Origin of the sequence: Mesorhizobium sp. CAU 1732 (assembly GCF_039888675.1) — a bacterium.
In the GTDB taxonomy this organism is placed as follows: domain Bacteria; phylum Pseudomonadota; class Alphaproteobacteria; order Rhizobiales; family Rhizobiaceae; genus Aerobium.
Genome location: NZ_JBDQQR010000001.1, coordinates 422372 through 440391, shown reverse-complemented (window position 1 = coordinate 440391; position 18020 = coordinate 422372). Strand labels below are relative to the sequence as shown.

The 18020-nt window shown below is 64.4% G+C and carries 18 protein-coding genes; 2 read left to right on the top strand and 16 right to left on the bottom strand.

The window, feature by feature from the left end:
• Positions 1-34 precede the first annotated feature (34 nt).
• The 9 genes from AAFN55_RS02290 to AAFN55_RS02250 form a co-directional block, all read right to left on the bottom strand.
• Entirely contained in the window at positions 35-700 is a 666-nt protein-coding gene (locus tag AAFN55_RS02290; protein WP_347797268.1) for a methionine ABC transporter permease, read from the bottom strand.
• On the bottom strand, positions 690-1835 hold the full coding sequence (locus AAFN55_RS02285) for an ATP-binding cassette domain-containing protein (protein WP_347797267.1): 1146 nt from the start codon (positions 1833-1835) through the stop codon (positions 690-692). Before AAFN55_RS02285 ends, AAFN55_RS02290 begins: the two co-directional genes overlap by 11 nt.
• Positions 1836-2121: 286 nt before the next feature.
• Positions 2122-3348, bottom strand: coding sequence for an acyl-CoA dehydrogenase family protein (locus AAFN55_RS02280; protein ID WP_347797266.1), 1227 nt, complete (start codon positions 3346-3348; stop codon positions 2122-2124).
• Positions 3323-4288 (bottom strand): dihydrodipicolinate synthase family protein, encoded by a 966-nt coding sequence (locus tag AAFN55_RS02275; protein ID WP_347797265.1) that lies wholly within the window; start codon positions 4286-4288, stop codon positions 3323-3325. The genes AAFN55_RS02280 and AAFN55_RS02275 overlap by 26 nt, the downstream gene beginning before the upstream one ends.
• On the bottom strand, positions 4285-5427 hold the full coding sequence (locus AAFN55_RS02270) for an LLM class flavin-dependent oxidoreductase (protein WP_347797264.1): 1143 nt from the start codon (positions 5425-5427) through the stop codon (positions 4285-4287). The genes AAFN55_RS02275 and AAFN55_RS02270 overlap by 4 nt, the downstream gene beginning before the upstream one ends.
• Before the next feature lie 72 nt (positions 5428-5499).
• Positions 5500-6573, bottom strand: a complete 1074-nt coding sequence (locus AAFN55_RS02265) for an ABC transporter substrate-binding protein (protein WP_347797263.1) — start codon at positions 6571-6573, stop codon at positions 5500-5502.
• Positions 6570-7355, bottom strand: a complete 786-nt coding sequence (locus tag AAFN55_RS02260; protein ID WP_347797262.1) for an ABC transporter ATP-binding protein — start codon at positions 7353-7355, stop codon at positions 6570-6572. Before AAFN55_RS02260 ends, AAFN55_RS02265 begins: the two co-directional genes overlap by 4 nt.
• Positions 7352-8266, bottom strand: coding sequence for an ABC transporter permease subunit (locus tag AAFN55_RS02255; protein WP_347797261.1), 915 nt, complete (start codon positions 8264-8266; stop codon positions 7352-7354). The genes AAFN55_RS02260 and AAFN55_RS02255 overlap by 4 nt, the downstream gene beginning before the upstream one ends.
• Before the next feature lie 280 nt (positions 8267-8546).
• The gene (locus AAFN55_RS02250; protein WP_347797260.1) at positions 8547-9230 is read right to left on the bottom strand and encodes a hypothetical protein; all 684 of its coding nucleotides are present in this window, start codon (positions 9228-9230) and stop codon (positions 8547-8549) included.
• A 199-nt stretch (positions 9231-9429) separates the two neighbouring features.
• Between AAFN55_RS02250 and AAFN55_RS02245 the strand changes: the two genes are divergently transcribed.
• Complete coding sequence (locus AAFN55_RS02245; protein WP_347797259.1) at positions 9430-10878, top strand: NAD-dependent succinate-semialdehyde dehydrogenase; 1449 nt, start codon at positions 9430-9432, stop codon at positions 10876-10878.
• Between the two features lie 56 nt (positions 10879-10934).
• Here the strand turns inward: AAFN55_RS02245 and AAFN55_RS02240 are convergent, their stop codons facing one another.
• The 7 genes from AAFN55_RS02240 to AAFN55_RS02210 form a co-directional block, all read right to left on the bottom strand.
• Complete coding sequence (locus tag AAFN55_RS02240) at positions 10935-11372, bottom strand: type II 3-dehydroquinate dehydratase (protein ID WP_347797258.1); 438 nt, start codon at positions 11370-11372, stop codon at positions 10935-10937.
• A 34-nt stretch (positions 11373-11406) separates the two neighbouring features.
• Complete coding sequence (locus AAFN55_RS02235; protein ID WP_347797257.1) at positions 11407-12708, bottom strand: TRAP transporter large permease; 1302 nt, start codon at positions 12706-12708, stop codon at positions 11407-11409.
• Positions 12705-13226 carry a TRAP transporter small permease subunit gene (locus AAFN55_RS02230; RefSeq protein ID WP_347797256.1) on the bottom strand — a complete coding sequence of 174 codons (522 nt, stop codon included), beginning with the start codon at positions 13224-13226 and terminating at the stop codon, positions 12705-12707. The genes AAFN55_RS02235 and AAFN55_RS02230 overlap by 4 nt, the downstream gene beginning before the upstream one ends.
• 80 nt (positions 13227-13306) lie before the next feature.
• Positions 13307-14293 (bottom strand): TRAP transporter substrate-binding protein DctP, encoded by a 987-nt coding sequence (dctP, locus tag AAFN55_RS02225; RefSeq protein ID WP_347797255.1) that lies wholly within the window; start codon positions 14291-14293, stop codon positions 13307-13309.
• 81 nt (positions 14294-14374) lie between these two features.
• Positions 14375-15352 carry a sialic acid TRAP transporter substrate-binding protein SiaP gene (locus AAFN55_RS02220; protein ID WP_347797254.1) on the bottom strand — a complete coding sequence of 326 codons (978 nt, stop codon included), beginning with the start codon at positions 15350-15352 and terminating at the stop codon, positions 14375-14377.
• A 29-nt stretch (positions 15353-15381) separates the two neighbouring features.
• Positions 15382-16275 (bottom strand): SMP-30/gluconolactonase/LRE family protein, encoded by an 894-nt coding sequence (locus AAFN55_RS02215; protein ID WP_347797253.1) that lies wholly within the window; start codon positions 16273-16275, stop codon positions 15382-15384.
• Positions 16272-17189: a shikimate dehydrogenase gene (locus AAFN55_RS02210; RefSeq protein WP_347797252.1), complete on the bottom strand. Its 918-nt coding sequence runs from the start codon at positions 17187-17189 to the stop codon at positions 16272-16274. Before AAFN55_RS02210 ends, AAFN55_RS02215 begins: the two co-directional genes overlap by 4 nt.
• Before the next feature lie 160 nt (positions 17190-17349).
• On the opposite strand from AAFN55_RS02210, the gene AAFN55_RS02205 reads away from it, so the two are divergent.
• Positions 17350-18012, top strand: a complete 663-nt coding sequence (locus AAFN55_RS02205; protein WP_347797251.1) for a TetR/AcrR family transcriptional regulator — start codon at positions 17350-17352, stop codon at positions 18010-18012.
• The last annotated feature ends 8 nt before the right edge of the window (positions 18013-18020 follow it).

Below are 18020 nucleotides of genomic sequence, written 5' to 3'. Positions count from 1 at the left end.
TCTCCTTTGAGAGTGTTGCGGATCAGAATGAGGTTCAGCGCGGACGGACGCGCTTGTCGAAATGGCGTGCGAGGCGGTCGCCTATGCTCTGCACAGCCTGAACGAGCACGATGAGCACCACGACGACGGCAGCCATCACGTCCGGCATGAAGCGCTGGTAGCCGTAGCGGATGCCGAGATCGCCCAGACCGCCACCTCCCACGGCGCCGACCATCGCCGAATAACCGATGAGGCTGACGATGGTGAGCGTCAGCGCCAGCGTGATGCCGGGCCGCGCCTCGGCGAGCAGCACCTTCCAGACGATCTGGAGCGGCGACGCCCCCATGGCGCGCGCGGTCTCGACCAATCCCGGATCGATCTCGCGGATGGCCGATTCGACCAGCCGGGCGACGAAGGGGATCGTGGCGATCGTCAGTGGAACGATGGCCGCGCTGGTGCCGATGGAGGTGCCCGCGATCAGCCGTGTGAACGGTATGATGGCGACGACGAGGATGATGAATGGTGTCGAGCGCGTCGCGTTGACGATCGCTCCCAGCACCCGGTTCGCGGCAGGTGCCGCGAAGAGTTCGCCCCGACCGCTGGTGGCGAGAAAGACGCCGAGCGGCACGCCGATCAGCGACCCGACCAGGGCTGCGATGGCAACCATGTGAAGCGTCTGGCCGGTCGCCTTGACGATGAGCCACAGAATGTCAGGCGACATGGCCGAGCACCTCACGATTGAAACCGGCAGCCGCGAGGCGGTCCAGCGCCTTGTCGAGCAGCGCCCCCCGGGCGGGTACCGTCACGATGAACGAGCCGAACGGCCGGCCGCCTATCTCCTCGATCGCGCCGGCGAGAACGGCATGGCCCTCGCCTGCCGCTGCGCCCAGCCTCGAAAAAGCCGTCAGCCCAGGGCCCTGGCCTGCGGAGGTGACACGCAGAACCGCACGCGAACCGTCGAATGCGTGTGGCCGCAGCGTCAGCGCCAAGGCCTCCGGCAGGCGATAGCCGGGTAGCCCCGAGAGGAGCGCGCGCGTCGTGTCGTGTTGGGGCGACGTGAAAATATCGTAGGTCGTGCCACGCTCCACGATCGCGCCCCGGTCGATGACCGCGACCTGGTCGGCCACGCGCTTCACGACTTCCATCTCGTGCGTGATGAGCAGGATCGTCAGCCCGAGATCCCGGTTGATGCGCTTCAGCAGATCGAGCACGGCTTGTGTCGTTTCCGGATCGAGCGCGGAGGTCGCCTCGTCGGACAACAGCAGCTTCGGTTCGGTCGCGAGCGCACGCGCAATGCCGACACGCTGTTTCTGGCCACCCGACAGCTCGGATGGATAGCGGTCGCGCTTGTCGGCAAGGCCGACGAGATCGAGCAGCGGCGTAACCTTCGCCTCGATGTCGCGGCGTGCGACGCCGATGATCTCCAGCGGCAGGGCGACATTGTCGAACACCGTGCGCGAGGATAGGAGATTGAAGTGCTGGAAGATCATTCCGATGGAGCGGCGGATGTCGCGCAGCTTCGTTTCATCGAGCGCGGCAACATCCGTCCCGTCGACGAGCACGCGACCCGCGCTCGGCTTTTCCAGGCCGTTGACCAGCCGGATCAGCGTCGATTTTCCCGCGCCGGAGCGACCGATGATCGCGCTGACCGATCCTTTGGGAACCTGAAAGTCGATCGCGTCGAGGGCCGTCACGGAGGCGCTGGTGCGGCCGGCCGGAAACGTCTTGGAGACTGCCTCGAACGAAACGAGCGTCGCGCTCGCTCCGGGGCGAATGGCAGGTGCGGCGGCAGCCGTGGACTGTGGCGCTTGCAACAAGCCGGCGTCGAAAACCGCTGCGCGTGGGGACACCGTCATCGGCGCCTCGGGCTGGTTCTGAAAAGGTCGGTTCGTGTCATGGTCTCGTCTTGATGGTCGAGACGGCGGTCCTCCCAGCCTCCGTCACGTGCTTGTCCAGATGTTCTGCCCGGCGGTCAGGCCGTCGCGCGTGGCAACTCCGGAATTTGGGGAACACTTTCTCAGTATCGGTGATTTCAACAGGCTTGTGGAGTTAGCTATTTCCAATATGTGCCAGTTACGGAGAATTTGAATCCAAGAGACGATCCAGATGGAGGTTCTGGTCGCGGCCGGTGCAGTCCTCCCGCTAAAAATAGGCGCTACTGGGAAATGCGACGCCATTGATGAGATAATTGCCGAGATAGCGCGCCTTGTAGGCCCTCGGATTGTGCGAAATCAGCGTGCGTATGTTCCGCCAGTGCCTGTCGAGGCCGGCTCGGGCGGTCGTCGCAGTCGCGCCGCCCACGTCGAGCAACGCCGAACTCGTCTGCTGCGCGATCAGGTCGATCACGACCTTGGACTGCAACGCCGCCAGCGAGGCGTCCATCGCGACACCGACGTCGATATCCACCCCGCCGCCGGAGTTCCACGCCTTCTCCAGCGCGCGCGCGGCCTCGCGCACCGCGGCCGTCGCGACGAAGGCATTGGCCGCGAGCTCGCCGAAGCTCTGCTGCACGCCGGGATCGTCACGCGGCAGGTCGGCAAGCCCGTGATAATAGTTGCGCTTGCGCTTCGCGACGAAGGCCGCCGTATCGTCCACCGCCGCCTGGAGGATGCCGGCCACGACCGTCGTCAGCCAAAGCTGGTTGAAGGCGCTGCCATAGGGTCGCGTGCGGATCGCCTTGGGATTGGTCGAGATTTCGTGCGGCTGCACGAAGACGTCGACATAGCGCGTCGTGCCCGAGCCGCTCAGGCGCTGCCCGATGCCGTCCCAGTCGTCGAGGTGGCTGATGCCGTCGCGGTCGGACGGGATTATCGCCGTGACGACCCCGCCGTCCGCGTCGGCGGCAGACACGACGAGCCAGTCCACGAACAGGTTTCCGGTGCTGTAGGCCTTGTCGCCATTCAGCACGTAGCCGCCCTCCACGGGCGTCAGGACCGTCGTGAACGATGCTTGGCCGGCCGGCTGATCGCTGTTTTCATGGAACGACCCGCCGAACAGCTTTCCGTCCAGCACAGGCCCGAGCCAGCGCCGGCTGCCGTCGATCAGATCGGGCTTGATCAAGCCTTCCACCCAGCCGAAATGATTCCGAAACGCGTGCGCCACGTTCGGGTCGGCGCGGGCGAGGTCATGGATCAGATCGAAGAGCTGCGTGACGGAAATCCCCGCCCCGCCCTCCTCGCGCGGGATACGCGCCGCGCCGAAACCGAGCGCGCTCAGCGCCTTGAAGAACGGCGCCGGGCTGATCTTTTCGGCATCGCGCTTCGCCGAACTCTCGCGCAGTTGCGACAGGATGTCGGCGAACGCGCGGGACGCCGGATCGAAGACGACGCGGGGAGAGGCGATGTCAGCCTGCGAGAGCACGGTGTTCATGGATGTCTCCGGTTGTGTCCTGCCAGCCCTCAGCCTCGGGCACGCCGAGTGCGATCAGGCCGGCAACGATGGCGCGCGTTTCTGCCGCGCCGAGCGCCAGTCGCGGGCGCCGTGGCTCGCCCGCAGGCAGGCCGAATGCCGAAAGCGCCGCCTTGATTGGAATGACCGTCCCATAGGGGCGCAGCAGGCCCTGCACCGCGACGATCGTGCGATAGTCGTCTTCCACACCCCGCAGATCGCCCTTGCGAAAGCTGGTCAACAACCGCCGGTGGGTGTTGGGCAGGAGGTTCATCAGCGGCCCGAAGCCGCCGCTGACGCCAAGCGCCAGCCCGGACAGGAAATGCCCGGCCGAGGGAACGAGAACCGGACGTGTCCCCGCGATGCCGAGATATGACAGCAGGATCGACGGGTCGGCGGTTCCGAGTTCCAGCGAGACGATGTTTGCGTGATCGCGAAGCAGCGCCTCGACCAGAACGGCAGGCGGGGTCGAGCGGACACTCTCCGATCCGATGGCAAGGGAGACCGGGACCGACAGCGCAGTCAGTTCCCCCAACGCATCGCGCAGGAAGGTTTCCGCCTCGGTCGCCGTCGCGACATGTCCGTGGCCGAGATCCGGCACGGTCAGCCTCACTGCGTCCGGGCGATAGGGACGCACGTCCTCGATCGCGCGAAACAGATCGCCGAGCGTACGCGGCTCGAAAGCCGCATATCGCAGAGGAGCATTGGGGCCGAGCGTGTCGCGGGCGATCTCGAAAATGCGTGTCCGCTCCACCGGAGACAGGCCATTCGCCTCGCCCGAGCCGCTACCCGCCAGATAGGGGACGACGCCCGCCGCCACCAGCCTCGTCAGATGCCGGCGCAGCCCGTCCTCATCGATCTCCCCCCGCTCGTCGAACGGGGTGATCGACACGGCATGGAGGTCGTGGAACGGCACGCTCATAGCGACTGTCCCGTGACGCCCGCCAAGGGACGATTGTCGACCTTCGGCGTGAAGAGCGGCAGGACGTTTTCGCCAAACCAGTAGCTCTCTTCGATCTTCGGGTAGCCGGACAGGATGAAGTGGCTGATGCCGACCGACTGGTACTCGCGAATGCGTTCGGCGATCTGCTGGTGGCTGCCCACCAGTGCGGTGCTTCCGCCGCCGCCGCGCAGCAGGCCGGTTCCCGCCCATATATTGGGGTGAACCTGCAACGAGCGCACGTCGAAACTGCCATTCTCCAGCGCATCGATATCGATGGTGAGGTCCTTCTTCACGTCGATCATGCGCTGCTGGCCGACGGCCTGAGATTTTTCGATCGCGTTCTGCTGCTTGCGCACCAGGCTGAAATCCATGTTGGACAAAAGCCGTTCCGCCTCGCGCCAGGCGGCATCCTCCGTATCGCGCGTCACCACGTGGATGCGGATGCCGAACTCGATCTCGCGACCGGCCAGCCGGGCCCGTTCCCGAAGCGCCGCAATCCGTTCGCCGGCCATGCGGGGCGGCTCTCCGAACATGAGTTGCACATCGACATGGCGCACCGCGACGTCCTGCGCCGCATCGGATGCGCCGCCGAAGAAAATCTTCGGCCTGTGGGCCAGCGGTATCTCATTGCCGCCATTCTCGAATTTGTAGAATTGGCCCTCGTAGGACTGCCCCTTGCCCTCCCAGCACAGTTTCAGGACGTCGAGAAACTCGCTCGTGCGTGCGTAGCGGCTGTCCTTGTCGAGGTAATCGCCATAGCCCCGCTGATCGGCATCGTTGCCGCCCGTGACGATGTTGAGCGCCAGCCGGTTGTTCGAAAGCCTCTGGAAGCTCGCTGCCATCTGCGCGGCCAGTGTGGGCAGGAGATATCCCGGCCGGAACGCGATCAGGAACTTGATACGCTCGGTCAGCGCGGTGAGCGCTGCGGTGACGAGCCACGCGTCCTCGCACTGGATACCCGTTGGCGTCAGCAACGATTCGAAGCCGTTTCGCTCGGCCGCGCGCGCGACGTCCGCCAGATAGCCGATATCCGGCGCGCGATAGTTGGTGCCCGACGGCATGACATCCCGGCTGTCATAGGTCGTGGGCAGGAACCAGTGGAAATGGGGGGCGGTCATGATGTCACCTGTGGGTGCTTGCCAGAAGCGGGTGTGACAGCCGCCCGTCGGACGGGCGGCTGTCGTGCGGCATTACTCCGTCGCGCCAAGCGCCTCGCCGGCCTCGATCGCATCTGCGAAACGGTCGTCGTAGAGCTGCGAGTAATCGACCTCGCGGGCGAGGAACCCGCTGGCGAAAAGTGCATCTTGGAGCTCGGTCTGGATCTTCACGCCCTCGCCGCCTGCGACGAGCGGCACGATGGTCGTTGCCGCACTCGCGGCCGCGCGCGCCGCCTGATCCGGGTTCAACTGCTGCGCCTCGACATAGGTCTGCGCGACGGCTTCGAGGTGGTCGACCCGCCAGTTGGAGTAGGCGGTGGCGCGCGTCAGGAAGTCGGCGATCGCGGCGCTCTTCTTGGGATCCTCGATCGACTGCGTGCGCGCGGTGATCGAGGTATAACCCGGGAAGCCGGCTTCATAGCTCGACGCGAGGCGTGTGACCGTGCCGTCGTCCAGCGCCTCCTGGATTTGCGCCCACTGCACTGTCGCGACATCCACCGCGCCCGAGATCACCGACGCCGGAATGGAATCGGCCGGGATGAGCGTGATGTCGACGTCATCGGCCGTGAGTCCGACGGACTTCAGCGCGAGCAGCGCCGCGGCCGCGCTGTTGCCGCCTTCCTGATAGGTGTAGCTGTGGCCGGCGACCTGATCGAGCGCGGTAATGCCGCTTGCCGTGTTGGCGACGATGACGTGGGACGGATAGGCGGCGGCGTCCAGAGGTGCGAGCAGCGCGATGTGCTTCAGCGGCGCGGTGTCGGCGGTCCACGGCGCGACGTCGAGGGCGGACGCATTGGGCACGGCCACGTCGCTCAGACCCCAGCTCAGGTCGATCGCGCCGGCGCCGAGCGCCTGCATGGTTCCGCCCGCGCCGTTCAGGCGGACCCATTCGATCTTGTAGGGCGTATCCTTGAAGTGATCGGTCAGTGCGATCTGGAGGAACTGGACCTCCTGGAAGATGCCGACATTCAGCGTGACGTCCGAAAGGTCCGGTTCTTCGGCCGATGCGGGAGCTGCGGAGAACGAGGCGGCGGCAGCGCCGGCCATCAGGAGCATCGCAACGCGTCGCGACACAAGATGAAGTCGGGAAGTGAAATCAAGGCTCATGGCTTGGTCCTGTCTGGGTTGCTTGGGGAATCGAAGGAGGCGCGGTAGTCGGCCACGCCCAGCTCGGCGAAAAGCCGCTGGCGGATGTCGCCGATCTCAGGGCTGGATGGGTCGGATGCCTGCGGCAGCGTCACATCCACCGACAGCCGCCCCTCGTGGAGGACGAGGATGCGGTCTGCGAGGCGCAACGCCTCCTCGACGTCGTGCGTGACCAGAAGGACGCCCGGCGTGTGCCGTGCGAACAACTCCCGCACGAGGTTCTGCATCTTGAGCCGGGTCAGGGCATCGAGCGCCGCGAACGGCTCGTCTAGAAGGAGAAGACGGGGTGCGCGGATGAGCGAGCGGGCGAGCGCGACACGCTGCGCCTCGCCGCCCGACAGGGTTCCGGGCCAGGCATCGGCATGCGATTCGAGGCCGACCTCGCGAAGGGCGTCGATCGCGCGTTCGCGGGCATCCGACGCCCTCTCGATGCCGAGCAGCACGTTGCGCCAGACGCGCTGCGATGGAACCAGGCGCGGCTCCTGAAACACCACCGACCGGGGCTCCGCGACCCATGCCGCCCCCTCGTCGAACTGATCGAGCCCGAGCAGGATGCGCAGGATGGTCGTCTTGCCCGATCCCGACTTTCCCAGCAGGGCAACGAGTTCGCCCCTCCTGATCTGGAGCGAGATGCCGTCGAGGATGGTCCGGTCGCCGAACGCCTTGCGTCCGTATTCGATGTCGACCGAAAGCTCGTGCGGAGAGGACGCTGCGATATCGCGGTCGAGGGATACCACGTTCATCGGGTCGGCTCCCCGACGATGGTCCTGTGCCAAGGAAGCGCCACGCGCTGGATCGTGCGGATGGTGAAATCCACGAACAGGCCGAGGAAGGCGTAGAGCAGGATGATGGCCAGCACGATGTCGGTGCGAAGTGCCGCGCGCGGGTTCAAGGCGAGATAGCCGATACCGGACCGCGCATTGATCTGTTCGGCCGCCACGAGCGCCAGAAGCGACGTTCCCATCGCCCAGCGAATGCCGATGAGGATGGTGGGCATGGCCAGCGGCAGCACGATCTGAGTGGCGATCTGGAGGCGGGAGAGGCCGAAAACCCGCGCCGCTTCCACCACCTTGGCGTCGACATTCCGGACACCGGCGAATGTGTTCATGTAAACCGGGAACGTGCAGGCGACCGCGATCAGCGTGATCTTCGGCTGCTCACCGACGCCGAACCAGACGATGAAGAGCGGGATCAGCGCAAGGAAGGGCACCATGCGCAGCATCTGCATGAGCGCATCGAGTGCCTTTTCCCCGAGATTGGAGAGGCCGCCGATGAGGCCCAGCGTCAGGCCGGTGGCCCCGCCGATGATGAAGCCCGAGGCGGACCGCTGCGCCGACGCGATGAGGCTTTCGAGCAGGACGCCGGAGCGGGCGAGTTCCCAGAGCGCCATCACGACCGCCACCGGCGTGTCGAGAATGCGCTTGTCGATCAGACCGAGGCCGGCCGTCACCTGCCACACGACCAGAAGAATGGCCGGAGCGAGGAGACGCGCCGCATTGCTGCTGCCGATCGAGACGAGGCGCCCCACCGTGGCCTCGGGCCGGATCGACAGCGGCACCAGAGACCGGCGCGGATTGACGCCGAGCTCGGCCCTGTGGTCGTAGCCCTCCCAGCCGGCGCTCGTACCCGGCTGAACAGATTTTGCGCTTTGCATGCTTCTTCTCTCGTTAAGCGTCTCGGTTCGCCGTGCCGTCAGCGGCGGCGATCGCGACCAAGTCGGGCGCACCGACATGCCTAATGTCTATATATTTGATAGAATTTATAGAAATCTAATACTCTAGTTTCGGCGCAGCGAGGAATAGGCTGCACGATTTCAGGCCTGGGGGAGGAACGATGTCATCCGCCTGCCGCGAGAGCGGCGCGGTGCCGAGTGTGGTCGACCGGGGCGAGCCTTGAAAAGACGCTCGACCGCTGCACGCGGTCCGGCTTCGCCGTCAGATCTTCGATGCCGCCGGGCGCGTCGCCAGCCAGATGACATGACGCGCGCCGCGCCGCGTGGTGCCGGCGCGAACGCCGACCTCCTCGACCTTGAAGCCTGCCTGACGCAGGCGGCGGGTGAACGCCGCGTCGGGACCGGACGACCAGACGGACAGGACGCCACCGGGTGCGAGTGCCGCGAAGGCGGAGTGCAGCCCAGTGGCACTGTAGAGCGCGTCGTTGCCCTGCCGGCTCAACCCTTCCGGGCCATTGTCGACGTCGAGCAGGATCGCGTGCCAGGCGCCGGCTTCGGTCATCGACACGCCGACATCGTCTTCCAGGATCGTCACGCGCGGATCGTCGAGGCTGTCGCCATGCAGCGCGGCCAGCGGCCCCCGCGCCCAGGTCACGACGGCCGGCACCAGTTCCGCAACCGTCACCTGTGCCTTCGGCGGCAGAAGCGGCAGGGCGACCCGGAGCGTGAAGCCCATGCCGAGCCCACCGATGAGGATGCGCGGTGCGGGATGAGAGAGTCGCTCGATGGTGAGACGCGCCAGCGCCTCTTCGGAGCCGCTCAGCCTGCTGTTCATGAGTTCGTTGGTGCCAAGCATGATCGAGAACTCGGTGCCGCGGCGCTTCAGCCGCAGCGTCTCGCGGCCGCCGGGAATGCTTGCGGTGTCGAGCGTTTCCCAGGGAATCATCGTCGTCCTCAATCCGGTTGGGCGGTGTGTGTAGCCGACGCCCGGTGCGTTTCCTACCAGCGTGCCCCAACGGCGTCACCATGCGTGCGCCCTTGACCATTGGCGAGGAGACGTTATCCGAGGGCATCGATCCGACGGGGTCTCGATCGAGGCTTCCGCATACCCATATAGTTTAGACCGTAAACGCAAGGGACCGACCATGACCGCAGCCACCGCCTACACCGACACGCTCCTTCTGATCGACGGGGAGTGGCGTCCCGCCGCCGAGGGCCGCACGATTGATGTCGTCAACCCGGCAACCGATGAAGTCATCGGCACCGTCGCCCACGCGACCAGACCCGATCTCGACGCGGCCCTCGCCGCGGTCGATCGCGGCTTCAAGGTCTGGAGCGCCACGTCGGCTTACGAGCGCTCGAAGATCATGCGTAAGGCGGCCGACCTGCTGCGCGAGCGCGCGGGCAAGATCGCCCAGTTGATGACGCTCGAGCAGGGCAAGCCCGTCGCGGAAGCCAAGGGCGAAGTTCTCGCCGGCGCCGACGTGATCGACTGGTTCGCCGAGGAGGCGCGCCGCACCTACGGGCAGATCATTCCGGCCCGCCTGCCGGGCGTCACCCAGATGGCGATCAAGCTGCCGGTGGGTCCGGTCGCGGCCTTCACGCCGTGGAACTTCCCGATCAACCAGGTGGTGCGCAAATTGTCGGCCGCGATCGCCGCAGGCTGCTCGATCATCGTCAAGGCGCCGGAGGAGACGCCCGCGTCGCCTGCCGAATTGCTGCGCGTTTTCGTTGATGCGGGCATTCCCGCCGGCGTGGTCAACCTCGTCTACGGCGTGCCGGCCGAAATTTCCGAATATCTCATCCCCCATCCGGTGATCCGGAAGATTTCGTTCACCGGCTCCACGCCTGTCGGCAAGCATCTCGCCGCACTTGCCGGACAGCACATGAAGCTCGCCACGATGGAACTCGGCGGCCATGCGCCGGCGATCGTCTTCGGCGACGCCGATATCGACAAGGCGGTGAAGGTGCTCGCGGCTTCGAAATACCGCAATGCCGGCCAGGTCTGCGTGTCGCCGACGCGCTTCCTCGTGCAGGAAAACGTCTATGAGCGCGTCGTCGATGCGTTCACCGTTGCCGCCAAGTCGATCAAGGTGGGCAATGGCTGGGATGACGGGACCCAGATGGGACCACTCGCCAATGAGCGTCGCATTCCCGTCCTTCAGGAGCTGATCGCGGACGCGGTCGAACACGGCGCGCGCCTCACGACGGGCGGTGGCCGGATCGGCAACAAGGGCAACTTCTTCGAGCCGACCGTCCTCGCCGACGTCCCGGTGGAGGCCCGCATCATGAACGAGGAGCCGTTCGGCCCGGTCGCCATATTCCGCTCGTTCGACACGCTCGATGAGGTCATCGAGGAAGCGAACCGCCTGCCCTTCGGTCTCGCGAGCTACGCCTTCACCGGTTCGGCGGACACGGCCAACCAGCTTGGCCTGCGCATCGAGGCGGGCATGACGACGATCAACCACAACGGACTGGCGCTGCCGGAAGTGCCGTTCGGCGGCATCAAGGATTCCGGCCACGGAACCGAAGGCGGCTCGGAAGCCATCAACGCCTACCTGTCGACGAAGTTCGTCACCCAGATGAGCGGCTGATCATTGCTGGCCCGCAGCGTGCGAGCAACGCACGCTGCGGGCCAGCAAATTCACGTCTACGCTTCGGCAAGCTCCAGCATCGCATTGACCGCGTGGCGATAGCCATTCGGGCCGAGCCCCGCGATCACCGCCGTGGCGACCTTCGAGACGAGCGAGTTGTGATAGATCGCCTCGCGCCGATGGATGTTGGAGATGTGCAATTCGATGATCGGCGCGGGAAACATCTTCAGCGCATCGAGAATGGGGATCGACGTGAATGTCAGTCCCGCCGGGTTGATGACGATACCCGCAGCCGGTGTGTCGATCGCCTCGTGGATCCAGTTTACGAGCTCGTATTCGGCGTTCGTCTGACGGAACACGACAGGTCTGTCGCCCGCCGCCTCACGGCACATCGCCTCCACCTCGGCCAGCGTCGTGTGTCCGTAAATCTCCGGCTCGCGTTTGCCGAGCCGGTTGAGATTGGGACCGTTCAGCACGAAAATCGGATTGGTCATTGGTCGCTATCCAGTCTGTCAGAAATTTATCGTATCAGCCGGCATAACCGGCCATGCGCGGCAGCCAGAGCACGATCTCGGGAATGAAGGTTATCAAGCCGAGGCATACCACCATCCAGAACAGGAACGGCAGGCAGTCGCGGATGATGTCCTTGATCGGCGCGCCGGAGATGTTGGTCATGATGAACAACAGCAGCCCGTAAGGCGGCGTCACCAATCCCAGCATGATGTTGACGACGACGACGACGCCGAAATGGACCATGTCGATGCCCAGCCCCTGCGCTGTCGGGATGAACACAGGCACGATGATCAGCAGGATGGCCGTTCCCTCCAGCACGCAGCCCAGCAGAAGCAGGATCACGTTGACGAGTATGAGGAACTGGATCGGCGTTAGTTCCCAGGCCGTCAGGATGACGCGCAGGCTGTTGGGGATGTTCTCGACGGTGACCACGTAGTTGAACACCAGAGATCCGGCGATCAGCATACCGATCGACGCGCTGGTCTTGGTGCTGATGAGAAGCGCGCTGTAGGCCTCCCTGGCCGTCAGGCTGCGGTAGAAGACGACAGAGATGACGAGTGCATAGAAGGCAGCCAGCGCCGCAGCCTCCGTTGGCGTGGTGATGCCCGAATAAATACAGCCAAGCAGGATGACCGGCATCATCAGCGCGGGGAAAGCACGCCACGTGATGCGCGGGATCTCGCGCAGCGGCACGGCCTCCTCGACGGGGAAATTGTTGCGCCGCGCCGTCCACGCGACCTGCCCCATCTGCATAAACGACATCAGCAGGCCGGGAACCACGCCGGCGAGGAAGAGATAGCCGATCGACGCATCGGACACGAGCGCGTAGATGACCAGCGGGATCGAGGGCGGAATGATCGGGCCGACCACGGCCGTGACAGCGGTCAGTGCTGCAGCATAGCTCGGCGTGTAGCGCCCCTCGCGTGTCATCATGTTCTGCATCATGCGGCCGCTGCCGGCAGCATCCGCGATCGCCGATCCGGACATGCCGGCGAAGATGATCGACTGCACGATGTTGACCTGCGCCAACCCGCCGCGAAACCGCCCTACGAGCACGTTGCAGAAGCGCAGCAGGCGCTCGGTCATCGACCCGCTGTTCATGATCTCGGCTGCCAGCACGAAGAGCGGGACCGCGAGGATCACATAGTTGGAATACATGCCGTTCAGGAATTGCTCGGCAACGGTTCCCATGTCGAGACCGGCCAGGAAGAGATAGAGGATCGAGCCGGACAGCATCGCGAGACCGATCGGCAATCCCAGGAATGCGAGAGCCGTGATGACGACGATGGCGATCGAGAAGGGGCTTGTGAGGTTCATACGCCGGAGCTCGCCTTGGTAGGGTCGTAGGCTTCGGGCGCTTGTCCGCGAACCGCCTCCCAGGCGATCCAGATATAGCGGATGATCATCGCGACGGCGAAGACGACATAGATTGAATAGAGATAATCGAAGCGGATCTTGAGATAGGCCGAGCGCTCGACCTTCATGAACATGACGTAGTCGATGACCGCCGGCAGAGACATGCCGAACAGGATGATGAGCGCCGCAGCCGTGATGATCGCCATCACCCGCCTGGGATTGTCGCTGACAGCCCCATAGACGAGATCGAAGCGGATTTCCTCGCGCTCCCGCACCACGAAGGCGCTGCCGAACAGCACGAGCCAGATCCACAGGACGACGCTGATCTCATGCGTCCAGCCGATCGGCAGGTTGAGGAGATAGCGGAACGTGATCTGCAAAATGAAGGCCACGAACATCGCCGCGAGCATCGCGCAGGCGATGTTCTCCGCTCTTTCGCGAAACCATTCCAATGTCTTCGTGGCGGATGAACTGCTCATCATGGGCTCCACTTGCGGCGGGTATCTGGAGGAAAGCGGCTGCCGGCCATGCGATCGGCAGCCGAAGAGACCTCGAAGGATCAGAGCGCGTTGATCTTCTCGATCAGACCGTCCGGCCAGCTCTTGGCCAGCTCGGATTCGAGATACATCTTCTGGGCGTGGGTCCGGAACGCCTCGATGTCGGGTTCGTAGACCTCAAGGCCTCTCTCCTTGAACGAGGCCGCGAGCTCTTCTTCCTGCTTGAGGTGCTGCTCCGTGCTCCAGTCGATCGCCTTGTCGGCCGCTGCCTGAAGCGCCGCCTGCTGCTCGGGCGTCATGTCGTTCCAGACCTTCGACGAGACCGTCAGCAGGTCGAAGCCGATGAGGTGCGAGGTCAGGACGATCTGCGACATGACCTCGTAGAACTTCATGTTCTGAACGTTCGGCAGCGGGTTGTCCTGGCCGTCGATCGCACCCGTCTGGAGGCCGGTATAGACCTCCGCATAGGCCATCGGAGTCGGATTGGCGCCGATGGACTGGCCCAGGAACTGCCAGGCGTCACCGCCCGGCATGCGCAGCTTGATGCCGGCCATATCGGCAGGCGTCTGGATCTTCTTGTCCGTCACGAGGCCGACCTGACGGGTACCGAAGAATGTCGGGCCGAGAACGCGGACACCAAGCTGATCCTCCGCGAGTTTCTTCATTTCCTCACCGAGATCGCTCGCAAAGAACGTCTTCAGGTGTGCGGCGTCACGGAAGAGGTAAGCCGATGTGAGGATCGACCACTCGGGTATCTGGTTGGAGATATCCTGCGGCGCGATGTTGCCCATCTCAAGATTGCCGCGCTGAAGCGCGACGAGCTCGGTGCCCTGCTTGAACAGGGTGCCGCCGTAATAGCCCTCGAAGGTGAAGTCGCTCGCGATGTCCTCGGCGAGCATTTTCATCATGTTCGCGCGAATGTCCTGCTCGGAAAACACAGCCGAGAAGCGCAGCTTCGGCTTGTCCTGGGCATAGGCCGGCAGCATGGCCGCCGAGGCGAGAACGCCTGCCGCAAGCAGCAGCGCGCGGCGTGTCGTCGAAAAAGTCATGATAGTCCTCCCTGTTGAACGTTCACTCGGTGCAGTCTGTTGAAGGGCGCCGGTTTCCTCCCTGCGCCCCCTAGTCGGCGATCAGAGCGCGTTGATCTTCTCGAGCATCCCTTCAGGCCATTCCTTGGAGAGTTCGGAATCGAGGTACTTCTTGTTCGAGAAGGCCCGGAATGCCTCTACGTCCGGCGTGTAGACGTCGAGCCCTTCGCCCTTGAAGTAATCGATGAGTTCGGCCTCTTCCTTGATGTACTCCGCGTTGCTCCATTCAAAGGCTGCGTCGGCAGCTTCCTGCATCGCCTGTTGCTGTTCGGGCGTCAGGCTGTCGAACAGCTTGGCGCTGACGAGCAGAATGCCGAAGCCGACATTGTGACCGGTCAGGACGACCTGATCGGTGACCTCGTGGAACTTCATCAGGCGGTTGTTCGGCAGCGGGTTGTCCTGCGCGTCGATGGCGCCGGTCTGAAGCCCCGTATAGACCTCGGCATAGTCCATCGCGGTCGGATTGGCGCCGATCGACTCGCCGAGGAACTGCCAGGATTCACCGCCCGGCATGCGCAGCTTGATGCCGGCCAGATCCTCCGGCACGTTGATCTTCTTGTCGCCGCGCAGATTGACGTGGCGCGTGCCGTAATAGGCGGGCGCCAGAATGACGACGCCCATGGTATCGCGCGCCATCGCCTTGAATTCGTCGCCAACCTCGCTCTCGAAGATCGCCTTCATATGCGCGGCGTCGCGCACCAGATAGGCGGCCGTCAGAATAGAGAACGCCGGGACCTGCTTGGCAAAATCGGACGGCGGCATGAGCGCCATTTCCAGATTGCCGCGCTGGACGGCGACGATTTCGGTGCCTTGCTTGTAGAGTGTCGAGCCAAAATAGGGCTCGAAGACAAAGCCGTCCCCGAGCTGTTTGGCGAAGATATCGACCAGCGCCTTGGAGCGCGGTGCGTCCGCCGTCGTGGAATCGGCAAATCGGAGCTTTATCGGATCGGCCATCGCGTGGCCGGCTGTCGCGAGCAAACCCGCCGCCAGCATAGCGGCGGTGAAAAGACGTCGCGTCATCGAATAGGTCATCAAAAATCCCCCCTTGTTCAAATGTCTGCAAAGCGGTGTTCGGGCAGGCCCTGTCCTGCACCCTCGATGGCAAAAAGCGCACCCGCCAGCGGTTCCGCCGCGCGCTGTTCGGCGCTGAGGAACTTGGTGGCGCTCGTCACGTAGAGCGTCTTCAAGCCTGCCCCTCCGAAGCACAGGCATGTCGGGTTGGTGACCGGCAGCGCGATGCTGCGATCGATACGCCCGTCCGGCGCATAGCGCACGATACGTCCGCCGGCGAAGAAGGCGGCCCACAGGCATCCGTCGACATCCACGCAGGCGCCGTCGGGGCGATCTCCGGTGGAGGAATAGTCGGCCAGCAGCCGACGCCGCGTCACCACCCCGTCGTCGAGGTCGAGATCGAAGGCAAAGCTCTGGTAGCGGCGCGTGTCGGTGAAATAGAGCGTCTTGCCGTCGGGCGAAAAGGCGATGCCGTTGGCGACGATCACGTCGTCGGCAAAGCGCGTCGCGGTACCATCCGGATCGATGCGATAAAGCCCGCCATTGGGGCGGTGAAGCTGGTTGTCCATCGTGCCGACCCAGAAGCGTCCGCGCGCATCGACGCGTCCGTCGTTGAGACGATTGTCGAAGCCGGGCTCGACGGAGACCAGAGGCGCCTTCGCGCCGCCGGATGTATCAAAGCTGTAGAGTTCGAGATCGCGCGCCAGGAGATGCCTGCCGCTTTCGGTCAGAGCCAGCGTTCCCGCGAACGTCCCATCGAGCGGCTGGGCCGTGTGGCCGCCGGTCGCGGGATCGAACGACTGCAATTTCGGCTGCTCGATGTCGATCCACCACAGGCGCTGCGTGCGGGCGCACCAGAGCGGGGTTTCGCCGAGCTGGTCCCCGCCGCGCACGACAGCCTCGATGCGATGAGCGGCCACGTGCATCGTCATGCCGCCGCCTCGAAATGATTCGCCATGCTCGTCATGTCGGTTGCGCGGCCGGTAAAGAGCTCGAAGGCGCGCACGGCCTGGCCGATCGCCATACCGATGCCCGGCAGGACCTTGCAACCGAGGCCGCGCGCATTGCGCAGAAGCTCGGTCTCAGTCGGGAAATAGATGATCTCCGCGACCCAGTGATCGGGCGTCAGACGTGCACGATCGAACGGCATGCCCGGATATTTCTTCATGCCGACAGGCGTCGTGTTGACGATGCCGGATGCCTGCGAGATGGCGGCGGCGATATCTGCCGTTGCCGTCACATCGGCGCGGCTCACCTTGCGCATGTGCTCGGCCAAAGCAGTCGCGCGCTCTGCGTCGGTATCGACGATCGACAGCGCGCGCACCCCCATCTGCAAAAGCGCGTAGGCGACAGCCGCACCCGCTCCGCCCGCGCCGAATTGGATGACGCGCTCCAGCGAGACACCCTGCATTCCGGTGCGGAACGCTTCCGTAAAGCCCCAGCAATCGGTGTTGTGGCCGACGGCCTTGCCGTCGCCCAGCACGACCGTGTTCACAGCACCGATGGCGGCGGATTCCGTCGACAGACCGTCGAGATATGGAATGATTGCCTGCTTGAAGGGGTGCGTGACGTTGACGCCGGCGAAGCCGCACTCGCGCGCGCCTTGCAGCACTGCGCCAAGCGCGTCGTTATCGAGGCCGAGACGGTCGAAATCGATGAGGACATAGGTACACGCACTGCCCTGACGCGCGGCCTCAAGCTCATGCATGGCCGGCGTGCGGGACGCCTGGATGCCGCGTCCGATCAGCCCGACCAGAGTCGCCTCGCCCACGCGACCCGCCTGTTTCCGGCGATCTTCTATGAGTTCGCGAAGTCCGCCAAGGACCGTCGTTTCGTTCGAATGCACTGCGCCTCCCATGCGCATGCATTGCCTGCATGCGCGGCGGCAACCTCCTGCCGCTTGTCTTCCGCACGTCACCGCCGGTAAATGGCAGTCACGTGCATGGAGCCACTATGTACGAAATAGTTAGTTTGTCAACGCAGCCTCGTGCTGCGGCGAGGATTGAATGGCTTTGGACGATACGGGCGCGAGGAAGAGGCGGACACCGAAGCGGTCGCAGGACCCCGAGGGCACGCGCCGGGACATCCTGGAGACGGCATCCCGCGAGTTCGCGCTGAACGGGCTTTCGGGGGCGCGCATCGACGAGATCGCGGCGCGGACCAAATCGTCGAAGCGAATGATCTATTATTATTTCGGCGACAAGGAGGGGCTCTATCTGCGCGCGCTGGAGAACGCCTACCAGCAGGTGCGCCAGGGCGAGAGCGCGCTCGACACCGAGGGCTTGTCACCGTCCGATGCGCTTCGGCGGCTCGTCGAATTCACCTTCGATCATCATCACGAGCATGAGGAATTCATCCGCATGGTGATGATCGAGAACATCCATCACGGCGAATATATCGACAAATCCGATGTGATCCGCGACCTCAACGTCACCGCGATCGATCACATCGCCGAAATCTACCGGCGCGGCGTCGCGGAGGGCGTGTTCCGCGCGGGCCTCGATCCGGTCGAGCTTCACTGGCAGGTGAGCGCGCTGTGCTTCTTCAACGTCTCGAACAGGGCCACGTTCTCGAAAATCTTCGAACGCGACATCGGTACGCCGGCAATGCTGGAACGGTTGAAGGACAATTCGGTCGAGATGATCCTGAGGTTTGTCGCGGCCGAGTAGACACGGCC